A 23,349-nucleotide genomic window follows, 5' to 3' on the forward strand; every position below is an offset into this window, starting at 1 on the left:
ACCGCTGCCGGCCGGCGCGGCGCCTTCGCGCCCGATGGGCCGCGGCATGGCGCCTGGTACCGGCACAAACAATAATAATTCTCATTAACGGGAGGATTTTCCCATGCTAGCCTGGGGCTCCATCCGCCAAGCAAGGAGAGAAGGATGTCCAGCAGCAAGGCTACGCTGCGCAGCGTGCCCAACGACTTCACCCTCAGCGTGCCCGGTTGCGGCGCTGCCCTGGCGGGCGGGGCGGCGGACATCACCCTGTCCGCCGGCACCGTGGTGATGCAGAGCCAGGCCTGGATGCAGGAGCCGCTATGGAAGGGCCTGAAGCTGATCCTGGTGCTCAGCGGCCGCCTCGACTGCCGCGTCGAGGGCCAGCCCCCGGTGGAGATCCGCGGCCCCACCCTGTGCGCGGTGGCCAACCAGGGCGAGTTCTGCGGCGACCACCTGTTCGCCAGCGGCGTGCCGGTACGCTATGCCACGGTGCAACTGGACTTCCCGGCGATCCGCAGTGTCGGCCTGGAGCCCGACCGCCTGTTCCGGCAGCGCCACGACGGCGGCCCGGTGCTGTTCTGCCGGCCTGCCTCGCGCTCGCTGCTGGCCCTGGCGCGGCAGATCGTCACCTGCCCGCTGCACGGGCCGTCGCGGGCCTTCTACCTGGGCGGCAAGGCGCTGGAACTGACCGCCCTGGGCCTGGAGGACCTGCTGGCCGACCAGGGGCCGGCCAACGCCGGGATGCGCCTGAACTCCGCCGACCTGGAGCGGGTGCAGGCCGCCCGCGAACTGCTGTGCCGCGACCTGCAGCATTCCCCGTCGCTGGCCGCACTGGCGCGCCAGGTGGGGCTCAACGCACGCAAGCTCACCGAGGGCTTCCGCCAGTTGTTCGGCAGCAGCGTCTACGCCTACCTGCAGGAGGTCCGCCTGAGCGAGGCCTATCGCCTGCTGGCCAGCGGCGAGAGCAACGTGTCCAGCGCCGCCTACCGCGTCGGCTACAGCCCGGCGCATTTCTCCATCGCCTTCCGCAAGCGCTTCGGGGTATCGCCCCGCGAGCTGCGCTGAGCGCTCCAGGCGGCAGGGGTTCCGCCGTTTTTTCCCAATCGAAAGAAATGGTCGCGCAATCCAATGTTTTCCCCCGGCGCCACGAATGCTTGTTGAGATAAGTTCGCATTCGCATTTTTGAACCCCTCTCAGCATGGAGCGAATCATGGCAACCGGCCCCCGGCAGTTCGGCCCCCGAAACCTACCCTCCCACCTCCTCCCCCGCGGCCTGCGCCTGGCCGGGGCGATCCACGCCCTGGCCCTGGGCGTCGGCCTGGCGAGCCTGCCGGGCCAGGCCCTGGCCGAGGGCGACGAGCGCCCGGAACAGGACGTGCTCTCGCTGGACAGCAGCACCGTCCTCGGCAGCGGCGAGAACCCCGTGGGCCCGGTGCCCGGCGTGGTGGCCCGGCGCAGCCTCAGCGGCACCAAGACCGATACGCCGATCCGCGAGGTGCCGCAGGCGCTGTCGGTGGTCACGCGCAAGGAGATGGACGAACAGAAGGCGCAGTCGGTGGCCGAGGCGCTGCGCTACACCGCCGGCGTGCAGGACACCACCGGCGCCGCCTCGCAGCGCTTCGACTCGATCAAGATCCGCGGCTTCGACGTTTCCAGCACCGGCATGCTGCGCGACGGCCTGCGCGGCACCACCAGCCAGGCCTGGCCGAAGGTCGAGCCCTACGGCCTGGAGCGCGTCGAGGTGCTCAAGGGCCCGGCCTCGGTGCTCTACGGGCAGAACGCCCCGGGCGGGGTGGTCAACCAGGTGAGCAAGCGCCCGCTGGACCAGCCTTTCCATGAGGTGGAGGTGATCGGCGGCAACCACGACCGGCGCCAGGGCCAGTTCGATTTCAGCGGCCCGCTGGACGACGAGGGCAAGTTCCTCTACCGCCTCACCGGGCTGGGCCGCGACAGCGACACCCAGACCGACCACATCGTCGACCGCAAGACCTTCGTCGCCCCGGCCTTCACCTGGCGCCCCGACGAGGACACCGACCTGACCGTGCTGGCCGAGTACGCCGAGGACGAGTTCGGCGCCCCGCGGGTGTTCGTGCCGCTACGCGGCAGCCTGCTGCCCAACCCCAACGGCAAGATCAAGCACAACCAGTTCCTCGACGAGCCGGGGCTGGACAACCACCGCACCCAGTACGCCCTCGGCTACCTGCTGGACCACCGCCTGAACGACGTCTGGAGCCTGCACTCCAGCGCCCGCTACAGCCACGTCAACCTGCTCACCAACACCGCCAGCGGCATGGGCCTGGCCGCCGACCAGCGCACCCTGATGCGCAGCGCCTACCGCTTCCGCATCATCGGCGACGTCTACGCCCTGGACAACAACGCCCAGGCACGCTGGAACATCGGCGACACCCAGATGACCTCGCTGCTGGGCCTGGACTACCGGCGCACCCGCGAGGACTACTACCTGCGCGCCGGCAAGGCTGCGTCCATCGACATCTTCAACCCGGTGTACGGCCAGGGTTTCGGCCCCGCCGACCAGCCCATGGCGCAGACCCAGCAACGCGCCGACCAGGTCGGCGTCTACGCCCAGCAGCAGTTCACCTTCGACGACCGCTGGGTGCTCAGCCTCGGCGGCCGCCAGGACAGCTCCAGCGCGCGCACCGACAACCGCCTGGCGGACAGCGGCAGCAAGCAGCGCGACGAGAAGTTCACCTACCGCGCCGGCCTGGTCTACCTGGCCGATAACGGCCTGGCGCCCTACGTCAGCTACTCCACCTCGTTCAACCCCTACCTGGGGACCGACTTCTACGGCAACGCCTACAAGCCGCTGACCGCCAAGCAGTCGGAAGTGGGCGTGAAGTACCAGCCCAAGGGCTACGACAGCTTCATCACCCTGGCGGCCTACGAACTGACCCAGGAGAACGTGCTGACCACCGACCCCGACAACAACCTCAACCAGGTGCAGACCGGCGAGGTGCGGGTGCGTGGCCTGGAACTGGAAGGCAAGGCCAGCCTGGCCCGCGGCCTGGACCTGGTCGGCAGCGCCACCTACAACGACGCCGAGGTGACCAGAAGCAACAACCCCGTGGAAAAGGGCCACCGGCCGACCAACACGCCACGCAAGATGGCCTCGCTGTGGCTGGACTACACCCAACCCGACGGCCCCCTGGCGGGCCTGGGCTTCGGCGCCGGGGTGCGCTACCTCGGGCGCACCGAGGCGGACGCGGCCAATACCATCACGGTGCCCTCCTACACGTTGCTCGACGCCGCGGTGCACTACGAACTGGGTCGGCTGTTCCGCGAGGCCGATGGGTTGCGCCTGTCGCTCAATGCCAGCAACCTCACCGACAAGCACTACTACAACGGCTGCAGCACGAGCAGTTGCACCGTCGGCGAGGACCGCAGCCTGATCGCCAGCCTGAGCTACCGCTGGTAGGCCGCCGATGGCAGATCCGCGGGTATCGACCAGGGCCGGCCGGCATCGTGCCTGGCTGGCCCTGCACCGCTGGCTGGCGCTGCTGTTCGGCCTGCCGCTGGCGCTGCTGGGCGCCAGCGGTGCGCTGCTGGAGCTGCGCGGGCCCATCCTGCGCTGGGAGCTGGGCGCGGCCGCGCTCAGCGCCAAGCCCCATGCCGCCAGCGCCATAGCCCTTGGTGACGCTGCACTGCGCGAGCGCGCCCGGCAAGCCTACCCGCGCTTCGCCCGTATCCTCGGCAGCGCCGCGCCGCGCCAGGGCTTCCTGACCAGCGACAACGCCCTGGTCTTCGGCACCCTGGTCGACCGCCCGGGCACCGCTGTGGCCATGCTCGACCCTTACGACGGCGAGCCGCGGGCCTTCTTCGTCTTCGACGACCTGTGGCTGGCCAAGGGGGTCGCGCTGCACCGCAGCCTGCTGCTGCCGCCAGCGGTCGGCTCGCCGCTGCTGGCGCTGTGTGGCGGCGTGCTCTGCCTGTCGCTGCTCAGCGGCCTGTACCTGTGGTGGCCGGGGCGGCGCAACTGGTGGGCGGCTGCCAACCTGCGGCGTGGCAGCCGGGGTACGCGGCGGCTGCGGGAATGGCACAACCTCTGCGCCGCCTGGCTGTACCTGCCGCTGCTGCTGATCGCCCTTACCGGTGCCTGGCTGGCCCTGCCGCCGGGCTTCACCACCACGACACCGAAGCCCCTGCTCTCGGCCCTGCACGGGCGACTGGGCCTCGGCACCGCGGGCATGGCCATCGCCTTCCTCGCCGGGCTCGCCCTGCCCGTGCTGTACCTCACCGGCCTGCTGCTGTGGTGGCGCCGCCGCCCGGCGCGCCAGGCCCTTCCCTCCACGCAAGGAAACCCATCCCATGATTAGCCTCCTGAAACAGGCCTGCCGTGGCCTGCTGCTGTTGCTCCTGTGCACGCCGGCCCTGGCGGCCACCCTCACCGACCTCGCCGGACGCAAGGTCGAGGTGCCGGCCCAGGTCAAGCGCGTGCTGCTTGGCGAAGGCCGCATGATCTACTCGCTGTCGCTACTCGAGGGTGCGGACCCCTTCGCCCGCATAGCCGGCTGGCAGGGCGACTTCCGCGGCCTCGACGTGCAGGGCTACGCGGCCTACCGCGCGCGCTTCCCGCAGGCGGACCAGGTGCCGCTGGTGGGCGGCACCTCGGCCGATACCTTCAGCGTCGAGAAGGCCCTGGCCGTGCACCCGGACCTGGTGCTGCTGGCGCTCAGCGGCGGCCACGGCCCGGGCCCCGGCAGCGAGGCCGTGGGCCAGCTGGAGGCGGCCGGGGTGGCGGTGCTGTTCGTCGACTTCAGCGAGCATCCGCTGCTCAACACCGTGCCGAGCATCCGCCTGCTCGGCGAAGCCCTGGGCCGGCAGCAGCGCGCCGAGGCGTTCATCGCCTTCTACCAGCAGGCCATCGACGCCGTGCGCCAGCCCCTGGCCGCGGCCGAGGCGCGCGGCGAGCTCGAGCGCCCGAAGCTGTTCATCGACATGCTCGCCGGCCTGCAGGACTGCTGCGGCTCGCCCGGACGCGGCAACTTCGGCGAACTGATCGAGCTGGCCGGCGGGCAGAACATCGGCGCCGGGCGTATCCCCGGCGCCATCGGCACCCTCAACCCGGAATACATCCTCGCCAGCGACCCCGAGCAGTACGTGGCCACCGGGGTATTCGGCGCCGGCCGCGGCGGCGTCACCCTCGGCTATACCGCCACCCCCGAGCAGGCCCGCGACAGCCTGGCGCAGATCGCCAGGCGCCCGCCGCTGAACGAGTTGCGCGCGGTGCGCGAGGGCCACGTGCACGCCATGTGGCACATCTTCTACGACTCGCCGGAACACCTGGTCGCCGCCCAGGCCCTGGCCAAGTGGCTGCACCCGGCGCTGTTCGCCGACCTCGACCCCGAGCGCACCCGCGAGGAGCTGTACCGGCGCTTCATGCCGATCCCGCCCGGCGGCGTGTTCACCGTCAGCCTGCAGCCATGAGCCTGTCGCTTTCCCACGAAGGCGCCGCGGCCGGCTACCGGCGGCGCTTCGCCCGCCGCCGCCTGGCGCTGCTGGGCCTGGGCCTGGCGCTGCTCGCCAGCCTGGCCCTGGACGTCGCCAGCGGCCCCTCGGCGCTGGAGTTGTCGCGCCTGCTGCTGATTCTCTGGGACCCCGACGCGGTGCCCAGGGTGGAAGCGGTGATCGTCTGGTCGGTGCGCCTGCCCTATGCGCTCATGGCGGTACTGGTCGGCGCCGGCCTGGCGCTGGCCGGCGCGGAGATGCAGACGGTGCTCGACAACCCGCTGGCCAGTCCCTTCACCCTCGGCGTGTCGGCGGCGGCCTCGTTCGGCGCGGCCCTGGCCATCGTGCTGCAACTGGGCATTCCGGGCGTACCGGCGCAGTACCTGATCTCGGCCAACGCCTTCGTCTTCGCCCTCGCCTCGGTGGCGCTGCTCTATGCCCTGGCGCGCTGGCGCGGGTTCGGCGTGGAGAGCCTGGTGCTGTTCGGCATCGCCCTGGTGTTCGCCTTCAATGCCCTGGTGGCGCTGCTGCAGTTCGTCGCCAGCCAGGACAGCCTGCAGCAACTGGTGTTCTGGAGCCTCGGTAGCCTGGCCCGGGCCAGTTGGGCGAAGCTCGCGGCCATGGCCCTGGCGCTGCTGCTGTGCCTGCCCTTCGCCCTGCGCCAGAGCTGGGCGCTAACGGCCCTGAGCCTGGGCGAGGAACGCGCCCGCAGCTTCGGCGTGGACGTCGGCCGCCTGCGCCTGTTCAGCCTGCTGCGCATCAGCCTGCTGGCGGCGCTGGCGGTGTCCTTCGTCGGCACCATCGGTTTCATCGGCCTGGTGGCGCCGCACATCGCGCGGCTGCTGGTGGGCGAGGACCACCGCCTGTTCATCCCCGCCAGCGCCCTGGCCGGCGCGCTGATCCTGTCGCTGTCGTCGCTGGCCAGCAAGACCCTGGTGCCGGGCGTGCTGGTGCCGGTGGGCATAGTCACGGCCCTGGTGGGCATTCCCTTCTTCATGGCCATCGTCCTGCGCCAGCGTGGAGGTATCCGGTGAACGGCCTGCACATCGAACGGCTGAGCATGGGCTACGGCGCCCGGCGCATCCTTCGCGACCTGGACCTGCCGGCGTTGCAGCCGGGCAGCCTGACCGCCCTCATCGGCCCCAACGGCGCCGGCAAGTCCACGCTGCTGCGCGGCATCGCCGGCCTGCAGCCAATCGCCGGGCGGGTACTGCTGGACAATGTCGACCTCGGCCGCCTGCCCCTGGCCGAGCGCGCGCGGCAGGTGGTCTACCTGCCGCAGAGCCTGCCGGAGCGCACCCGCCTGTGCGCCTTCGAAGCGGTGCTGGCGGCGGCCATGGCCGGGCGCAGCCTGTCGCTGCTGGGCGGCGGGCACCCCGACGCGGAAACCCTGCGCGGCATCGAGCAGGCGCTGGCGGCGCTGGACCTGACGACGCTCGCCGACCGCCCCATCGACGCCCTGTCCGGCGGCCAGCGCCAACTGGTCGGCCTGGCCCAGGCCCTGGTGCGGCGCCCGCGGGTGCTGTTGCTGGACGAGCCCACCAGCGCCCTGGACCTGTACCATCAATGCCAGGTGGCCGAAGCGATAGTCGAGGCCACCCGGGCGCGCGGGCTGATCAGCCTGATGGTGGTGCACGACATCAACCTGGCCCTGGCCTGCGCCGACCGGGTGCTGGTCCTGCACCAGGGCGGGCTGGCCGCCGCCGGAGCGCCCGCCGAGGTGATAGACGCACGCCTGCTGCGCGAGGTGTACGGCGTACGCGGCAGCGTCGAGCGGGTGCGCGACCGCGGCCTGCTGCTGGTCGAGGGGCGCCTGCGCCCTTGAACCCTCTTCCCACTACCCAGGAGCCCCCCATGTCCGAAACCCCCGACGCCGTCCCCGCCACCGCCGAGGCGTCCTTCGACCTTCGCCCGCTATTGTTCTCCACCATGGCCGGGACCATGGCGATGATGGCCTTCGTCTCGCTGGTCGGGCCCATCGCCCGGGTGCTCGGCCTGCAGGCCTGGCAGGCCGGCGCCGCGGTCACCGTGTCCGGCGTGCTCTGGCTGCTGCTGGCGCGGCCCTGGGGCAACGCCAGCGACCGCCTGGGGCGGCGGCGCATCCTGCTGCTGGGCAGCGCCGGGGTGACCTTGTCCTACGTGCTGCTGGCGGTCTTCGTCGACACCGCCCTGCGCCTGCAGCCCATCGCCGCGCTGTCGTTCCTCGGCCTGCTGCTCGGACGTGGCGCGGTGGGCGCCTTCTATGCTGCGCTGCCGGCCGCCGGGCAGGCGCTGGTGGCCGACAACTACCCGCCACGGCAGCGCGCCGCCGCCCTGGCCAGCCTGGGCGCAGCCAATGCCGTGGGCATGGTGCTAGGCCCGGCCATCGCCGCCCTGCTCGCCCGGCACAGCCTGAGCCTGCCGCTGTACGCCATGAGCGTGCTGCCGTTGCTGGGCTTTGGCGTGCTCTACGCCCGCCTGCAACGCCAGGAGCACCACCTGCAGCGCGTGGCGCAGAGCATCCGCCTGGGCGATGCGCGCCTGCGCCGGCCGATGCTGGTGGCCTTCGTCGCCATGTTCTGCGTGGCGGTGGCGCAGATCACCGTGGGCTTCTTCGCCCTCGACCGCCTGGGCCTGGCGCCGGGCGAAGCGGCCCAGGCCGCCGGGGTGGCGCTGACCACCGTGGGCGTGGCGCTGATCCTCGCGCAGTTGCTGGTGCGCCGCCTGGACTGGGCGCCGCAGCGGTTGATCCGCGTCGGCGCGCTGGTGGCCGGCATCGGCTTCGCCGGCACCTGCCTGGCGCTGCAGGCCTGGCAGCTGTGGCTGGCCTTCTTCGTCGCCGCGGCGGGCATGGGCTGGGTGTTCCCGGCCTTCTCGGCGCTGGCGGCCAATGCGGTGAATGCCGACGAGCAAGGCTCCACCGCCGGCTCCATGGGTGCCGCCCAGGGCCTGGGCGTGGTGCTCGGCCCGCTGGCCGGCAGCCTGCTCTACGGCCTGGAGCCGCGCCTGCCGTACCTGCTGGTCGGCGCCCTGCTGGTGCTGGTGGCGGCCTGGCCGGAAGGCGCGCGGGCGCCCGCCGCGGCGGCCTGATCAGGCCGGGTGGTGACGGCCGAGGAAGTCCAGCAGCAAGGCATTCACCTCGGCCGGGCGCTCGTTCTGGATCCAGTGGCCGCAGCCTTGCAGGCGGTGCTGCTCCAGGGCCGGCACCACCTCGGGCATGCGCTTCAGGGTGTAGGCCTCCAGGCTCGCCACCGGGTCACGGTCGCCCACCAGGAACAGCGTCGGCGGCTTGACCAGTTGGCCGGCCAGGGGCTCGCTGAAGCGCCAGTTGCGCTCGAAGTTGCGGTACCAGTTGAGCGCCCCGCGGAAACCGCGGCCGGCGAAGGTCTCGATGTAGTACGCCAGGTCCGCCTCGCTGCACCAGGCCGGCAGCTCCCGCGGCGTCGGCAGGCCGTCGAACAGCCGCGCGTCGGCGGGCTTGTCCTGGAGGAAGGGGTCGCCCTCGCCGGCATCGCGGAAGAACAGGCGCAGGCTGCGCTCGATATCGGCGTCCAGCTCGGCCTCGGCCAGGCCCGGCTGCTGGAAGTAGAGGATGTAGTTGAAACGCCCGGCGAAGACCTCGCGCAGGATCTGCGTGGCCGGCCGCTTCGGCCGCCCGGCATAGGGCACAGAAAGCGTGGCCAGGGCCTCCACCCGCTGCGGCGCGAGCAGGGCCAGGTGCCAGGCCACCAAGGCGCCCCAGTCGTGGCCGACCACCGCCGCGCGGGCCTGGCCGAGGGCGTCCATGGCGCCGAGGATGTCGCCGCAGAGGCTCTGCAGGTCATAGGCCTCGACGGGCTCGGGCGCATCGCTGCGGCCGTAGCCGCGCATCTCCGGCACATGTACGCGATAGCCGGCCCGCACCAGGGCCGGTATCTGGGCGCGCCAGGAGTGCCAGCACTCGGGGAAGCCGTGCAGCAGCCAGACCGGGCGGCCCGCCTCCGGGCCGGCGATGTGCACGCACAGGTGGATGCCGTTGACCGGCAGGGTGCGTCGTTCGAGGGGCTGCATGGCGAGTCTCCGGGCTTTTGTCGGGACGCTAGCAAGGGTGGCGCATGGCGTCATTCGTATTCGCCTGGCGAATGGTTGGGCATGGGAATCGTGGGATGGATGATCGCGGACGGAGTCCGCTCCTACAATCGTGTTTCCAGGTGACGTAGGCGTTGGGTTCAAAAGCGCCCTCTCCCCAACCCTCTCCCGCAAGCGGGAGAGGGGGCTGTCCTGAGCGGGGAGAGAATCCTGAGTCATCCTGAAAACACCTAACCCCACCCCGTCATTCCCGCGAACGCGGGACGCGGCTCCATCGCGAACAGCGCTTGCGCTGGCCCGAAGGGGAATAACCCAGTGACTGCGGGGTTCGCGAGCAAGCTCGCTCCTACGAAGAGCAAGAGCGGCTCTTGCTCTGGTTTTTGGATTTCCAGCGAAACAACCGAGCGCACCGGAACGCCCCTTCAGAAGGCCGAGCGAAACCGGCGCTCAGGAGGTCATGCGACATGGATGTCGCTAGAGCCCCGATCAGCACAGGGACGTGCTGTCGGGGCGGGCCTCCGTGGCGGGGGAATTCGCGAGGGTAGCCCGGCTCCATCGGGCCCGTATGCGGGGCAAGCCTTTTTGGTTACTTTTGTGGCGACTGACAAAAGTGACTCGCCCGAGGGGGCGAAACAAGAGATATCCGAACACTCGGAGCGGCGCGCTACACCAAGCCCCAAGCCAATAGGGTTCCCGCGAACGCGGGAACCCAATAGACACTGGCTCCTACAGGCGGCAGGAAGGCATGGCATTCTCCCCTCGTAGGAGCGGACTCCCCCCATGCCCGCGCATATCCATATGCAAATCCGATCTTTCCCACCCGGATTCTTATTCCCCTATAGTCGCCCCACAACTCGTCATAACAAGTCATAGCCATGACCGAACTGCTCCCCCTCTCCCCCATCCCCCTGTACAGCCAGCTCAAGGAACTGCTGCGCACGCGCATCCTCGACGGCAGCTACCCGCCCCTCAGCCGCATGCCCTCCGAGGCCGAGCTGGGCAAGGCGTACGCCGTCAGCCGCATCACCGTGCGCCAGGCCCTGGGCGACCTGCAGAAGGAAGGGCTGATCTTCAAGATCCACGGCAAGGGCACCTTCGTAGCCAAGCCCAAGGCGTTCCAGAACGTCAGCACCCTGCAGGGCCTGGCCGAGTCCATGGGCCAGCGCGGCTACGAGGTGATCAACCGCCTGCGCAGCTTCCGCTTCGTGCCGGCCGACGCCCAGGTGGCCGCGCGCCTGCAGGTGGCCGAGGGCGACACGGTCGCGCAGATCAAGCGTGCGCGCCTGGTCAACCGCGAGCTGGTGTCGCTGGAGGTCACCTACCTGCCCGAGGCCATCGGCCGGCGCCTGGAGAAGGCCGACCTGGTGACCCGCGACATCTTCCTGATCCTCGAGAACGACTGCGCGCAGCCCCTGGGCCACGCCGACCTGGCCATCGACGCCATCCTCGCCGACGCCGAGCTGGCCGCCGCCCTGGAGGTGGAGGAAGGCTCGCCGGTGATGCGCATCGAGCGCCTCACCCACACCGCCGACGGCCAGCCGCTGGACTACGAACATCTCTACTACCGCGGCGACGCCTTCCAGTACCGCCTGCGCATCGACCGCCACAAGGGCCCGCAAACATGAGCCACATCGACCTCCCCGAAGACAAGGAAAGCGCCTACGACATCGTCGTCATCGGCGGCGGCACCGCCGGCCCGATGGCGGCGATCAAGGCCAAGGAAGCCAACCGCGAGCTGCGCGTGCTGCTGGTGGACAAGGCCAACGTCAAGCGCAGCGGCGCCATCAGCATGGGCATGGACGGCCTGAACAACGCCGTCATCCCCGGCCACGCCACGCCCGAGCAGTACACCAAGGAAATCACCGTGGCCAACGACGGCATCGTCAACCAGGCCGCCGTCTACGCCTATGCCACCCACAGCTTCGAGACCATCGAGCAACTCGACCGCTGGGGCGTGAAGTTCGAGAAGGACGAGGTCGGCGACTACGCGGTGAAGAAGGTCCACCACATGGGCGCCTACGTGCTGCCGATGCCCGAGGGCCACGACATCAAGAAGGTGCTGTACCGCCAGCTCAAGCGCGCGCGGGTGGAGATCACCAACCGCCTGGTGGCCACGCGCCTGCTCACCGACGCCGAGGGCGCGGTCAACGGCCTGCTCGGCTTCGACTGCCGCACGGCGCAGTTCCAGGTGATCCGCGCCAAGGCGGTGATCCTCGCCTGCGGCGCCGCCGGGCGCCTGGGCCTGCCCGCCTCCGGCTACCTGATGGGCACCTACGAGAACCCGACCAACGCCGGCGATGGCTACGCCATGGCCTACCACGCCGGGGCGGAGCTGGCGAACCTGGAATGCTTCCAGATCAACCCGCTGATCAAGGACTACAACGGCCCGGCCTGCGCCTACGTCACCGGCCCGCTGGGCGGCTACACCGCCAACTCCAAGGGCGAGCGCTTCATCGAGTGCGACTACTGGAGCGGGCAGATGATGTGGGAGTTCCACCAGGAGCTGGAAGGCGGCAACGGCCCGGTGTTCCTCAAGCTGGACCACCTGGCCGAGGAAACCATCCAGACCATCGAGGACATCCTCCACGGCAACGAGCGCCCCAGCCGCGGCCAGTTCCACGCCAACCGCGGCACCGACTACCGCAGCCAGATGGTCGAGATGCACATCTCCGAGATCGGCTTCTGTTCCGGCCACTCGGCCTCGGGGGTGTGGGTCAACGAGAAGGCCGAGACCAGCGTCCAGGGCCTGTACGCCGCCGGCGACATGGCCGCGGTGCCGCACAACTACATGCTCGGCGCCTTCACCTACGGCTGGTTCGCCGGGCGGAACGCCGCGCAGTACGTGGCCGAACGGGACTTCAGCGAAGTCGACCGGGCCCAGGTGGAACGCGAGCGCGAACGCGTCTTCGCCCCGCTCGGGCGCGAGCACGGCCTGCCGCCGGCGCAGGTGGAGTACAAGCTGCGGCGCATGGTCAACGACTACCTGCAGCCGCCGAAGGTGACCAGGAAAATGGAGATCGGCCTGCAGCGTTTCGCCGAGATCGGCCACGACCTGCAGCAGCTGAAGGCGAACAACGCCCACGAGTTGATGCGCGCCATGGAAGTCAGCGTGATCCGCGACTGCGCCGAGATGGCCGCGCGCGCCTCGCTGTTCCGCACCGAGAGCCGCTGGGGCCTGTACCACCACCGCGTGGACTACCCGCAGCGCAACGACGCCGAGTGGTTCTGCCATGCGCACCTGAAGAAGGACGAGAGCGGTGCCATGACCAGCTTCAAGAAGCCGGTGGAGCCGTACCTGATCGCCTTGGACGATGAGGAGCAGAAGGCCTACGGGCGGTTGCGGGTGAAGAACGAGGCGGCCTAGGAGCCCTAGGAGCCCCTCTCCCCCCGCCCTCTCCCGCAAGCGGGAGAGGGCGCTGTTCGGCGCGAGCGGCACTGACGGAGTCAGCCGGCGAGCGCGGAAATATCCATCGCTCAGGACAGTCCCCTCTCCCTTCAGGGCGGGGCGCGCAGCCGAGGGTTAGGGAGAGGGTGGCGAGCCAAGCGCCGAACCTTCCCTGAACCACCAGACCACCGGCACCAAGACCGGCCAGCAACACCACGAGGAACCGTGCCATGCCCCACCAGCCCCAGGAAATCTTCTTCCGCTCCAGCGCCCCGGTGACCGTGGACGAGGACAAGTGCATCGCCGACAAGGGCTGCACCGTCTGCGTCGAGGTCTGCCCGATGGACCTGCTGGCGATCAACCCCGCCACCCAGAAGGCCTACATGGCCTTCGACGAATGCTGGTACTGCATGCCCTGCGAGAAGGACTGCCCGACCGGCGCGGTGAAGGTGGAAATCCCCTACCTGCTGCGTTGAGCGACGCTTCCCTGTAGGAGCGGGCCCTGCCCGCGATTCGCGCGCAGGGCGCGCTCCTACACCCACAACGACAACCGGACACGCCACCGGACGCCTGATGCACCGCCCCTCGTTTCCCACCGCACACCGGCGGCGGAGACGATTCCAACACTGATGATTCGAGGGGAACACCCATGACCTTGCGCACTACCCTGGCCGGCCTCGCGCTGGCCATCGCCAGCCTTTCGGCACATGCCGAGACCATTCGCGTCGCCATCGGCACCCAGGACACCACCATCAACTGCGCCGCCGGCGGCCTGCTGGTCCGCGAGCTGAACCTGCTGCCCAAGTACCTGCCCCACGACGGCAAGTACAAGGACGCGCAGTACGACATCCAGTGGAAGAACTTCACCAGCGGCGCGCCGCTGACCAACGAGATGGTCGCCGGCAAGCTGGACTTCGGCGCCATGGCCGACTTCCCCGGCTCGCTCAACGGCGTGGCCTTTGAAGCCGCCGGCAAGCGCAGCCTGTTCATCAGCGTGCTCTCCGGCAGCATCGAGGGCAGCGGCAACGGCATCGTGGTGCCGGCCTCGTCCAAGGTGCAGTCGCTGGCCGAACTCAAGGGCCAGACCATTTCCGTGCCCTTCGCCTCCACCGCCCACGGCCTGCTGCTGCGCGCCATCGCCGCGCAAGGCTGGGACCCGGACAAGGACGTGACCATCATCGCGCAACCGCCGGAAGTCGCCGGCTCCGCCCTGCAGGCCGGGAAGATCGCCGCCCACGCCGACTTCGTGCCCTTCGCCGAGCTGTTCGAGAGCCGCGGCATCGCCCGCAAGATCTACGACGGCTCCCAGGCCAAGGCGCCGACCTTCCACGGCGCGCTGGTGGCAGCCGACTACGCCCAGCAGTACCCGGAGATCGTCGAGGCCTACCTGCGCGCCACCTACGAGGCCAACCAGCTGCTGGCCGCGGAACCGGAGAAGTACAGCGAGCTGATCGAGAAGGTCGCCGGCATCCCCGCCGAGGTGAACTACCTGTTCCACGGCCCGCTCGGCCTGCAGACCCGCGACCTGACCTGGAAGCCGGAATACCGCCAGGCCGTGGCCACCGCCATCGACACCCTGAAGCTGCTGAAGAAGGCCGACCGCGGGCTGAACGTCGAGCAGTTCGTCGACGACCGCTACATCCGCGCCGCCTTCAAGGCCGCCGGCGCCGACTACGACGCCGCGCTGAAGAACTACGCCCAGCAGCCGCTGACCGCGAAGGACGCGCTGACCGGCAAGGCCATCGACGATGCGCGCCACGTCGCGCAGATCTGGGTGCGCGGCGAGCCCAGGGTGCGCAGCTATGCCTCGGCGCAGGAAGCCCTGGGTGAGCTGGCCAAGCTCAAGCAGCAGGGCAAGGAAGTCCGCGCGGTGTACGCCCAGGCCAGCGACAGCGGCATCAAGCTGCTGGCCAGCCAGGCCTGGTTCGTCCAGGGCAAGGACGGCGCGTTGAACGCCTTCCTGCTCAAGGAACAGGCCGAACGCTACGCGCAGAGCAACGGCGGCGAGGTGCGCGACTTCGCCGGCGCCAGCCAGCAAGCGCTGGCCAGCCGCTGACGTCCCCGCCCGGCGCTGCGCGCGCCGGGCCCTTGCGGAGCCTCGAAGATGAACCTGAACAACCTGACCCGCTGGAGCCTGCGCCTGGCCTCGCTGCTGCTCTGCGTGGCGCTCTGGCAACTGGCCAGCGCGCGCCACCTGAACCTCGGCATCGTCACCTTCGCCAACGTCCCCGGCCCGCGCGAGGTGCTCGACGCGGCCTGGCAACTGGCGCAGTCCAGCAAGCTCGGCCGGCACCTGGGCAGCAGCCTGGCGCGGGTGCTGGCCGGCTACCTGCTGGCGGCCGTCGTCGGCGTGCTCCTCGGCCTGGCCATCGGCCGCGGCCGCTGGGCCCGCGACAGCCTGCTGCCGCCGCTGGAAGTGCTGCGGCCGATCCCGGCGGTGGCGTGGATCCCGCTGGCGATCCTGATGTTCCCCAGCTCCGAGCTGTCGATGATATTCATCACCTTCACCGGCGCGCTGTTCCCGATCCTGCTCAACACCATCCACGGTGTCGAGGCGGTGGACCCGCGCCTGCTCGCCTCGGCCCGCAGCCTCGGCGCCGGGCGCCTGGCGCTGCTGCGCGAGGTGGTGCTGCCCGGCGCCCTGCCGAGCATAGTCACGGGCCTTGTCATCGGCATGGGCACCTCCTGGTTCTGCCTGGTGACCGCCGAGATGATCTCCGGGCAATGGGGCATCGGCTACTACACCTGGGAGTCCTACACCTTGCAGAACTACCCCGACATCGTCGTCGGCATGCTGCTCATCGGCGTGCTCGGCATGGCCAGCAGCCTGCTGGTGCGCCAGCTCGGCGCCCTGGCCACGCCCTGGCAGCGCCAGGCCGGAGGCAAGCCATGAGCCTGCCGGAGAACCTCCCCGCCGGGCACGTGCGCGTCGACAACCTGTCGATCCACCTGGGCAACGGCCGCGATGCCTTCGAGGCGGTGCACTCCCTCGGTTTCAGCATCGAGCCCGGCGAATTCGTCTGCGTGCTCGGCCCCTCCGGCTGCGGCAAGTCCACCCTGCTCGGCGCGCTGGCCGGGCACCTGCGCCCCAGCGGCGGCAGCCTGGAAGTCGACGGCCAGCCGGTGAACGGCCCCTCGCCGCAGCGCGGCATGGTGTTCCAGCACCACACCCTGCTGCCCTGGCGACGGGTGCGCGACAACGTCGCCTTCGGCCTGAAGATGCGCGGCGTGCCCCGCGCCGAACGCCACGCGCGGGCCGAGGAAATGCTCCAGCTGGTCGGCCTGGAAGGCTTCGCCCAGCGCTGGCCGTCGCAGCTTTCCGGCGGCATGCAGCAGCGGGTGGAGATCGCCCGGGTGCTGATCAACCAGCCGCGCCTGCTGCTGATGGACGAACCCTTCGGCGCCCTCGACGCGCAGACGCGGATGATGATGCAGGAGCTGCTGCTGGACATCTGGACGCGCCTGCGCACCAGCGTGCTGTTCATCACCCACGACATCGACGAGGCGCTGTTCCTCGCCGACCGCATCCTGGTCATGAGCCCGCGCCCGGGGCGCATCCTCGAGGAAATCCGCCTGGACTTCCCGCGCCCGCGCCACGCCGACCTGCTGACCAGCGCCGGGTTCGCCCGCCTGAAACGCCACTGCCTGGAACTGCTGCGCCACGAGGACGGCCGCCAGCTGCCGCGCCTGACGCCCCTGGGCCTGCCGAACAACGAACACAACCGACCGCGATTCGCCATATGACCGAGCTCAGCACAGACAACCCCGACATCCTCGACCTGCAACCGCGCCTGCAGCACGCCGACCCCGGCGTGCGCCGCATCGCGCTCATCGACCTGGCCGACCTGGAAGAACCCGAGGCCCTGCCCTGGCTGGCCCAGGCCCTGGCCATTGATCCGGCCGCCGCCGTGCGCGCCGAAGCCGCGCGGCTGCTGGAGGCCTGGGAGGAACCCGAAGTGGTCCAGGCCCTGTGCCAGGCCCTGGCCGACAGCGACGAAAGCGTGCGCGAAGCCGCCGCGCAAAGCCTCAGCGAACTCAAGACCGCCGAGGCCGGGCGCTTGCTGCTGCCCTGGGCGCAGCACGCCGACACCTTCGTCCGCCGCAGTGCCCTGCGCGCCCTGCGCGAACTGCGCCTGGACGAAAGCGTGGCGCCGGCCCTGGCCGCGCTGGACGATGCCGATGCCGGCGTGCGCCGCGAGGCGGTGGGCATCCTCGGCTGGCTCAAGCGCATCGAGGCCCTGCCGCGCCTGGCCGCCCTGGCCAGCGACGATGCCGACAGCGAAGTGCGCCGCGCCGCCGCCGGCGCCCTCGGCCTGGCCAGCGACGCCAGCGTGCTGCCGGCCCTGCGCGCCGCGCTGAACGACAAGGCCTGGAAGGTCCGCGAGGAAGCCGCCGGCACCCTCGGCAAGCTTGGCCTGCAGGAAGCCGGCGAAGCCTTGCTGCAGGCGCTGCAGGACGACTTCTGGCAGGTGCGCCTGCGCGCCGCCCGCGCCCTCGGCAACCTGCGCTACCAGGCCGCCCGCGAGGCGCTGCAGGCACTGCTCGGCCACGCCATCAGCAACCTGCGCAAGGAAGCCGCGCTGGCCCTCGGCGAACTCGGCGACATCCGCGCCCTGCCCGCCCTGCAAGCGGCCCAGGCCGATGGCGACCCGGAAGTGCGCAAGGCCGTGCGCATCGCCCTCACCCAGTTGGGCGCGCCGGCATGAACGCGCCCCGTGCCCTGCACCGCTCCAGCGCCGGGCGCGAGCTGCGCATCGACTGGGACGACGGCGAGGTGCAGCACATCGCCTTCGCCCGCCTGCGCGGCGCCTGCCCCTGCTCGCAGTGCCGCGCGGCGCGCCTGCAGGGGCGCATCGCGCTGGTCGGCGCCGAGGTCGGGCTGAGCGCCGTCAACCCGCAGGGCTACGGCGTGCAGCTGGTGTTCGACGACGGCCACGAGCGCGGCATCTACCCCTGGAGCTACCTGCGCCAGCTGGGCTGAACCGCTACCACTCGCCGATGCGCACCAGCTTGCCGCCTTCCGGCTCGCCGTAGCGGAAGGCCTGGCCGCGCAGGTCGATCTCCTCGTTGCTGATGGTGGTGCGCCGCTTCAGGCCGCGCAGCCACTGGAACAGGTAGGCCTGGTGCTGCTCGCGGACGTCCGCATGGGCCGGATCGGCGCCCAGGTCGCGCAGTTCGCCCGGGTCCGCCTGCAGGTCGAACAACTGCGGGCGGAAGCCGTCGTAGGCCAGGTACTTCCAGCGCTCGCTGCGCACCATGTACATGCGGCAGGCGTCGATGGGCCGGCCCAGGCGCTCGCGGGCCGGGGCCTGGAAGGCGTAGTCGTATTCGGCGATGGCGTATTCGCGCCAGTCCGCCGGCCTGTGGCCATGCAGCAGCGGCAGCAGCGAGCGGCCCTCGACGCGGTGCGCCGCGCCCGGCACGGCGAAGGCGTCGAGCAGGGTCGGCAGCACATCGATGGACTGCACCAGCGCCTGCTCCACCGTGCCCCGCGTGGTATCGGCGGCGGCGCGCGGGTCGCGAACCAGCAGCGGCACGCCCACCGCCGGCTCCAGCAGGAACTCCTTCTCGCCCAGGCCGTGGTCGCCCAGGTAGTCGCCGTGGTCGCTGGTGAATACGATCAGGGTGTCGTCCCAGCGGCCGCTGCCCTGCATGTGGTCGAACAGCCGGCCGAGCTGGTCGTCGATCTGCCTGATGAGCCCCATGTAGGTGGGGATCACGGTGTTGCGCACGTCCTCGCGGGAGAAGTTCAGGCTCTCCTGGTGCTGCTGGAAGGCCTGGTACACCGGGTGCCGGCTCTCCTCGCCCGGCGCCGCGCGCAGTACCGGCTGCACATGCTCGGGGCCGTACAGCGCGTGGTAGGGGGCGGGCGCGATATAGGGCCAGTGCGGCTTGATGTACGACAGGTGCAGGCACCAGGGCCGCTCACCCTGCTCGCGCATGAAGTCGATGGCGCGGCCGGTGGTATAGACGGTCTCGCTGTGCTGCTCCGGCAGGCGCGTGGGCAGCCCGGAGTTGCGCATCTGCCAGCCGCTGAGCAGTTCGCCGTTGGCGCCCTCGGCGGCGTTGGCCCAGTCGTGCCAGGGATTGTCGCCGGTATAGCCGAGGCTGCGCAGGTAGTGGGTGTAGGGCGCGCTTTCACGCTTGTCGGCGAACAGTTCGCCGTCGGGGTAGATGCCGTCGTTGCGGTCGTAGGGCTCGAAGCCGGCCTCGGCCAGTTGCAGGCCACGCTCGCTCTGCGGGTCCACGCCCAGCGCCTGCATGCCTTCGAGGTTGGCGGTGGCGTGGGTCTTGCCCACCAGCGCGGTGCGGATGCCGGCCGGGCGCAGGTAGTCGCCCAGGGTCAGCTCCTCCAGCGGCAGCGGCACGGCGTTCCAGCTCACCTGGTGGCTGCTGACGTAGCGCCCGGTGTAGGACGACATCCGCGAAGGCCCGCAGATGGTGCCCTGGGTGTAGGCCCGGGCGAAGCGCACGCCCTCGGCGGCCAGGCGGTCGATGTTCGGCGTGTGCAGGTGCGGGTGGCCGTAGCAGGACAGGTAATCGCGACGCAGTTGGTCGCACATGATGTAGAGGACGTTGCGGATGGGCTGGGGCTGGCTCATGGGGCGTTCGGCATGACGGATGGAGCCGCCATTTCGCCGGCTGCCGGGCCGGGTGACAAACGCATTTGCAGCAAGATTTGCATGCAGGGAATGCAATGGGGTCGTGGTGTGGGAGCGAGCTTGCTCGCGAATGGAGTTTCCCGGTTGAACTGGTGTTGGGTTTGAGAGCGCCCTCTCCCTAACCCTCTCCCTGAAGGGAGAGGGGACCGTTCGGTGTGCTTGGATGTTCTGGAGTCATCCGGCAGCACCGAAGGTTTCCGACTGAAGCCATTCCTCCTCTCGGCACGGACTGCCCCCTCTCCCTTCAGGGAGAGGGCTGGGGAGAGGGAGCGGAGTAAACCCACTACGCCATAACCGCCGGTGAACTCCATTCACGAGCAAGCTCGCTCCTACGAAGAGCAGCAAGACAGTTGCTCCTACACCGTCTCCTCGTCGATCCGCTGCAGCTCCCCGATCATCGCCTCGGCCAGCGGCGACAGGCTGTAGCCCGCGCGGTACACGATGCCGTAGCGCGTATGCAGCTCCTCCAGGTCCTCCGGCAGCTCCGCCACCGTCAGCGCCACCAGCGGCTCCCCGGCGCCCTGGCCCAGGCCGCTGGCGATGCCGATGGCGTTGGAGGCCAGCACCACGGCGTTCAGGCCATGGCCGTTCTCGCACTCGATGTCCGGGCGGAAGTCCGGGCGGCCGCTGAGGTCCACCAGTACCTTGCGCAGGTTCGGCGGGCTGAGGTTGGTGGCGATGGGATAGCTGAGCAGTTCCGCCGCGCTCACCGTGCCGCGGCCGGCCAGCGGGTGGCCGGGGCGGCAGCAGAAGTGCCACTTGCGCGGCTTCAGGCGCAGGGTGCGGTACTCGGGGTTGGCCTCGAAGTGGCGGGTGTCGGCGACGAAGAACTCGAAGTCCTCGCCCTGCAGGCGCTTGCCCAGCACCTGCCAGTGCTCCACCTGGAAGACCACCCGCGCCTTGGGGTAGCGGCCGTTGAACGCGGCTATGGCCCGTGGCACCAGCCAGGTCGCCGGTGCCGGCCCCGCGCCGAAGCGCAGCTCGCCCGCCTCCAGGCCGTTGAACAGGGCGATCTCGTTGGCCAGCTTGTGCGCGCCGCTGACCAGCCGGCGCGCGTGCTCCAGCACGATCAGGCCCTGCTTGGTGGGGTTGAGTTCCTTGCTCGCGCGGTCCACCAGGCGGCAGCCGGCGCTGTGCTCCAGGGCCTGGATGCTGCGACTGAAGGCCGATTGCGACAGGCACACGGCGTCGGCCGCGGCGACGAAGCTGCGGTGCTCGGCAAGGGCGATGAAGTGGCGGAGCTGGCGAAGGTCTATATGCATTTTCTACATAAAAAATATTGGGCAAATGCAATTGTCCGAAGGTGGACGGCCTTCTTATAAAGGCAATCTCTTATTCCGTAAATAAATCGAAATACATAAATAAAGATCGATACGGAATAAAAAAGATTGCAGGCCGACGAGCCGGTCCTGCGCGACACGACCTCTTCTCCAGGACCATCCCATGCACCACCGAGATTCCGCGCCCCGCTTCCGCCGCCGGCTGTTGCCGCTGTCCATCCTGCTGGCCTCCGGCGGCCTGGCCATGGGCGCCTTGCACGCCGAGGAAGCCACCCCGCAGGACGCCGCCACCCAAGCCCAGGCCCAGGGCGAAGCCAGCACCCTGGGCACCGTCACCGTGACCTCGCGGCGCCGCGAAGAGAACTCCCAGGACGTGCCCACCGCCATGAGCGTGCTCGGCGGCGAGACACTGGAAAGCCAGCGCATCTACCGCGTGCAGGACCTGCAGCAGCTGGTGCCCAGCACCAACGTCGCCTACGTCCACGCGCGGCAGTCCAGCGTGTCCATCCGCGGCCTGGGCAACAACCCGGCCAGCGACGGCCTGGAAGGCAGCGTCGGCCTGTACCTGGACAACGTCTACCTGGGCCGCCCCGGCATGGCCTCCTTCGACCTGCTGGACATCGAGCAGCTGGAGGTGCTGCGCGGGCCCCAGGGCACGCTGTTCGGCAAGAACACCACCGCCGGGGTGATCAACATCTCCACCCGCCTGCCCAGCTTCACCCCCGAGCGCAGCGTCGAGGTGTCCGGCGGCGAGGACGGCTACTTCCAGGGCAAGGCCACGGTTTCCGGGCCGCTCACCGACGAGCTGGCCGGGCGCTTCTCGGCCTACCGCACCCGCGACGACGGCTACGTGAAGAACGTCTTCGACGGCAACACCCTCAACGGTGGCGCCCGCCAGGGCTTCCGCGGCCAGCTGCTGTACAAGCCCGACGAGGACTTCAGCCTGCGCTGGATCGGCGACTACAACGAGGAGAACTCCAGCAACGGCATCCTCACCCTGTTCAGCACCGGGCCGACCATCAATGGCGTCAACCGCTACGAGCAGCGCGCCCGCGCCGCCGGCGCCAGCCTGGTATACGGCGACGACCGCAAGGTCAACTTCGACGCCGCCCAGCGCGTCACCGTGTTCCAGGGCGGCACTTCGCTTGAGGCCAACTGGAAGCTGGCCAACGACTTCACCCTGACCTCCATCAGCGCCTACCGCTGGTGGGACTTCACCCCGCGCAACGACGACGGCCTGAACGTGGCCGCGGCCTACAACGCCGGCGTCTCGGTGCGCGACAAGCAGTGGTCGCAGGAGCTGCGCCTGGCCTCGCCCACCGGCGGCTTCTTCGACTACGTGCTGGGCGCCTACTACTTCGGCCAGGACCTGGACAACCACTCCTTCAACCTCTACGGCCCGCAGGCGGACATCTGGAACGGCACCGCCACGGGCGCGCTGGCCAACGTCACCAGCCTGGGCGACGGGCACATCGACACCGACAGCTACGCGCTGTTCGCCCAGGGTACCTGGCACCTGACCGACCGCCTGGACTTCACCGCCGGCCTGCGCGGCACCTACGAGGAGAAATCCGCCTCGGTCGGCCGCGATGCGCCACTCGGCGGGGCCACCGTCAGCGGCGCCGCCCTGGCTGCGCGCAATGGCCGGGCCGGCGCCTACGATTCCGGCGACCTTTCGGTGTACAGCTTCTCGCCCTCGGGCCTGCTCAGCCTGAACTACCACTTCACGGACAACCTGATGGGCTACGCCTCGCTGTCCCACGGCGAGAAGTCCGGCGGGGTGAACCTGACCGTGGCCAGCGCCCCCACCGCCGGCGCCGACTCCCTGCTGGTGGGCAGCGAGCGGGCCAACGACGCCGAGCTGGGGATCAAGAGCACGCTGTTCGACCATCGCCTGATCCTCAACGCCAACCTGTTCGCCACCGTGGTCCACGGCTACCAGGCCAACGCCTACGACGAGGCCACCCGCACCTCCTACCTGACCAACGCCGGCGACGTGCGCTCGCGCGGGGTGGAGTTCGAGGCCACCGCCCTGCCCGTCCGCGGGCTGACGCTGAACCTCAACGGCTCCTACAACGACGTGCGCTACCTGTCGTACAAGAACGCCCCCTGCCCGCCGGAAGTCGGCTTCCAGGCCGGCGCGCCGGCCTCCTGCGACCTCAGCGGCCACCAGGTGGTGGGCGCCTCCAAGTACATCTTCAACGCCAACGGCGAATACAAGTGGCGCCTGGAAGACAACCTGGAGCCCTACGTCACCGCCAGCTACGCCTTCCGCTCCAAGGCGGTGGGCACCATCGACGACTCCGACTACGGGCAGATCCCCAGCTACGCCATCGTCAACACCGCACTGGGCCTGCGCGGCGACTACGGCGACGGCCGCTGGGACCTGTCGCTGTGGCTGAAGAACGCCTTCGACAAGACCTACTACACCAGCCTGTGGAACTCGGCCAACGGCGGCTACGCCGGCGTGCTGGGCACCCCGCGCACCCTGGGCGTAACCGCCCGCTATGACTTCTGACCCCCGCTAGGAGCA

At 69.9% G+C, this 23,349-nt stretch carries 19 protein-coding genes; 16 read left to right on the forward strand and 3 right to left on the reverse strand.

Features of this window, described 5'->3' with window-relative positions; translation table 11 throughout:
* Nucleotides 1-144: 144 nt before the first annotated feature.
* The 7 genes from VV867_RS15565 to VV867_RS15595 all read left to right on the forward strand — a co-directional run bounded on the left by VV867_RS15565 (nucleotide 145) and on the right by VV867_RS15595 (nucleotide 8,511).
* Nucleotides 145-1,044 carry a helix-turn-helix domain-containing protein gene (locus VV867_RS15565; protein WP_109937025.1) on the forward strand — a complete coding sequence of 300 codons (900 nt, stop codon included), beginning with the start codon at nucleotides 145-147 and terminating at the stop codon, nucleotides 1,042-1,044.
* A 145-nt stretch (nucleotides 1,045-1,189) separates the two neighbouring features.
* Nucleotides 1,190-3,412: a TonB-dependent siderophore receptor gene (locus VV867_RS15570; protein WP_275630297.1), complete on the forward strand. Its 2,223-nt coding sequence runs from the start codon at nucleotides 1,190-1,192 to the stop codon at nucleotides 3,410-3,412.
* A gap of 7 nt (nucleotides 3,413-3,419) precedes the next feature.
* On the forward strand, nucleotides 3,420-4,310 hold the full coding sequence (locus tag VV867_RS15575; RefSeq protein ID WP_109936893.1) for a PepSY-associated TM helix domain-containing protein: 891 nt from the start codon (nucleotides 3,420-3,422) through the stop codon (nucleotides 4,308-4,310).
* Entirely contained in the window at nucleotides 4,303-5,421 is a 1,119-nt protein-coding gene (locus tag VV867_RS15580; protein ID WP_109936892.1) for an ABC transporter substrate-binding protein, read from the forward strand. The genes VV867_RS15575 and VV867_RS15580 overlap by 8 nt, the downstream gene beginning before the upstream one ends.
* Nucleotides 5,418-6,476, forward strand: coding sequence for a FecCD family ABC transporter permease (locus tag VV867_RS15585; protein WP_109936891.1), 1,059 nt, complete (start codon nucleotides 5,418-5,420; stop codon nucleotides 6,474-6,476). Before VV867_RS15580 ends, VV867_RS15585 begins: the two co-directional genes overlap by 4 nt.
* A gap of 26 nt (nucleotides 6,477-6,502) precedes the next feature.
* Nucleotides 6,503-7,267, forward strand: a complete 765-nt coding sequence (locus VV867_RS15590) for an ABC transporter ATP-binding protein (RefSeq protein ID WP_109937361.1) — start codon at nucleotides 6,503-6,505, stop codon at nucleotides 7,265-7,267.
* A 29-nt stretch (nucleotides 7,268-7,296) separates the two neighbouring features.
* Nucleotides 7,297-8,511, forward strand: a complete 1,215-nt coding sequence (locus tag VV867_RS15595; protein WP_328566910.1) for an MFS transporter — start codon at nucleotides 7,297-7,299, stop codon at nucleotides 8,509-8,511.
* Here the strand turns inward: VV867_RS15595 and VV867_RS15600 are convergent, their stop codons facing one another.
* A complete protein-coding gene (locus VV867_RS15600) occupies nucleotides 8,512-9,471 on the reverse strand; it encodes an alpha/beta fold hydrolase (RefSeq protein ID WP_328566911.1) in 960 nt (319 codons plus the stop codon).
* Between the two features lie 893 nt (nucleotides 9,472-10,364).
* Here VV867_RS15600 and VV867_RS15605 point away from each other — a divergent pair.
* The 8 genes from VV867_RS15605 (at nucleotide 10,365) to VV867_RS15640 (ending at nucleotide 17,855) form a co-directional block, all read left to right on the forward strand.
* The gene (locus VV867_RS15605) at nucleotides 10,365-11,114 is read left to right on the forward strand and encodes a GntR family transcriptional regulator (RefSeq protein ID WP_328566912.1); all 750 of its coding nucleotides are present in this window, start codon (nucleotides 10,365-10,367) and stop codon (nucleotides 11,112-11,114) included.
* On the forward strand, nucleotides 11,111-12,853 hold the full coding sequence (locus VV867_RS15610) for a fumarate reductase/succinate dehydrogenase flavoprotein subunit (RefSeq protein ID WP_328566913.1): 1,743 nt from the start codon (nucleotides 11,111-11,113) through the stop codon (nucleotides 12,851-12,853). The genes VV867_RS15605 and VV867_RS15610 overlap by 4 nt, the downstream gene beginning before the upstream one ends.
* A gap of 251 nt (nucleotides 12,854-13,104) precedes the next feature.
* Nucleotides 13,105-13,350 (forward strand): 4Fe-4S dicluster domain-containing protein, encoded by a 246-nt coding sequence (locus VV867_RS15615; RefSeq protein ID WP_009622146.1) that lies wholly within the window; start codon nucleotides 13,105-13,107, stop codon nucleotides 13,348-13,350.
* A gap of 173 nt (nucleotides 13,351-13,523) precedes the next feature.
* Nucleotides 13,524-14,930 carry an ABC transporter substrate-binding protein gene (locus VV867_RS15620; protein ID WP_328566914.1) on the forward strand — a complete coding sequence of 469 codons (1,407 nt, stop codon included), beginning with the start codon at nucleotides 13,524-13,526 and terminating at the stop codon, nucleotides 14,928-14,930.
* A 48-nt stretch (nucleotides 14,931-14,978) separates the two neighbouring features.
* Entirely contained in the window at nucleotides 14,979-15,767 is a 789-nt protein-coding gene (locus VV867_RS15625) for an ABC transporter permease (protein ID WP_328566915.1), read from the forward strand.
* Entirely contained in the window at nucleotides 15,764-16,618 is an 855-nt protein-coding gene (locus tag VV867_RS15630; protein ID WP_328566916.1) for an ABC transporter ATP-binding protein, read from the forward strand. The genes VV867_RS15625 and VV867_RS15630 overlap by 4 nt, the downstream gene beginning before the upstream one ends.
* The gene (locus VV867_RS15635) at nucleotides 16,615-17,580 is read left to right on the forward strand and encodes a HEAT repeat domain-containing protein (protein ID WP_328566917.1); all 966 of its coding nucleotides are present in this window, start codon (nucleotides 16,615-16,617) and stop codon (nucleotides 17,578-17,580) included. The genes VV867_RS15630 and VV867_RS15635 overlap by 4 nt, the downstream gene beginning before the upstream one ends.
* A complete protein-coding gene (locus tag VV867_RS15640; RefSeq protein WP_328566918.1) occupies nucleotides 17,577-17,855 on the forward strand; it encodes a gamma-butyrobetaine hydroxylase-like domain-containing protein in 279 nt (92 codons plus the stop codon). Before VV867_RS15635 ends, VV867_RS15640 begins: the two co-directional genes overlap by 4 nt.
* Before the next feature lie 4 nt (nucleotides 17,856-17,859).
* Here VV867_RS15640 and VV867_RS15645 read toward each other — a convergent pair whose 3' ends face one another.
* Both VV867_RS15645 and VV867_RS15650 read right to left on the reverse strand, forming a co-directional pair.
* Nucleotides 17,860-19,476 (reverse strand): alkaline phosphatase family protein, encoded by a 1,617-nt coding sequence (locus VV867_RS15645; protein WP_328566919.1) that lies wholly within the window; start codon nucleotides 19,474-19,476, stop codon nucleotides 17,860-17,862.
* A 416-nt stretch (nucleotides 19,477-19,892) separates the two neighbouring features.
* Complete coding sequence (locus VV867_RS15650; protein ID WP_328566920.1) at nucleotides 19,893-20,798, reverse strand: LysR family transcriptional regulator; 906 nt, start codon at nucleotides 20,796-20,798, stop codon at nucleotides 19,893-19,895.
* 181 nt (nucleotides 20,799-20,979) lie between these two features.
* On the opposite strand from VV867_RS15650, the gene VV867_RS15655 reads away from it, so the two are divergent.
* Nucleotides 20,980-23,334, forward strand: coding sequence for a TonB-dependent receptor (locus tag VV867_RS15655; protein WP_109934833.1), 2,355 nt, complete (start codon nucleotides 20,980-20,982; stop codon nucleotides 23,332-23,334).
* The last annotated feature ends 15 nt before the right edge of the window (nucleotides 23,335-23,349 follow it).

It is taken from the genome of Pseudomonas sp. JH-2 (assembly GCF_036231725.1).
GTDB lineage: Bacteria > Pseudomonadota > Gammaproteobacteria > Pseudomonadales > Pseudomonadaceae > Pseudomonas > Pseudomonas delhiensis.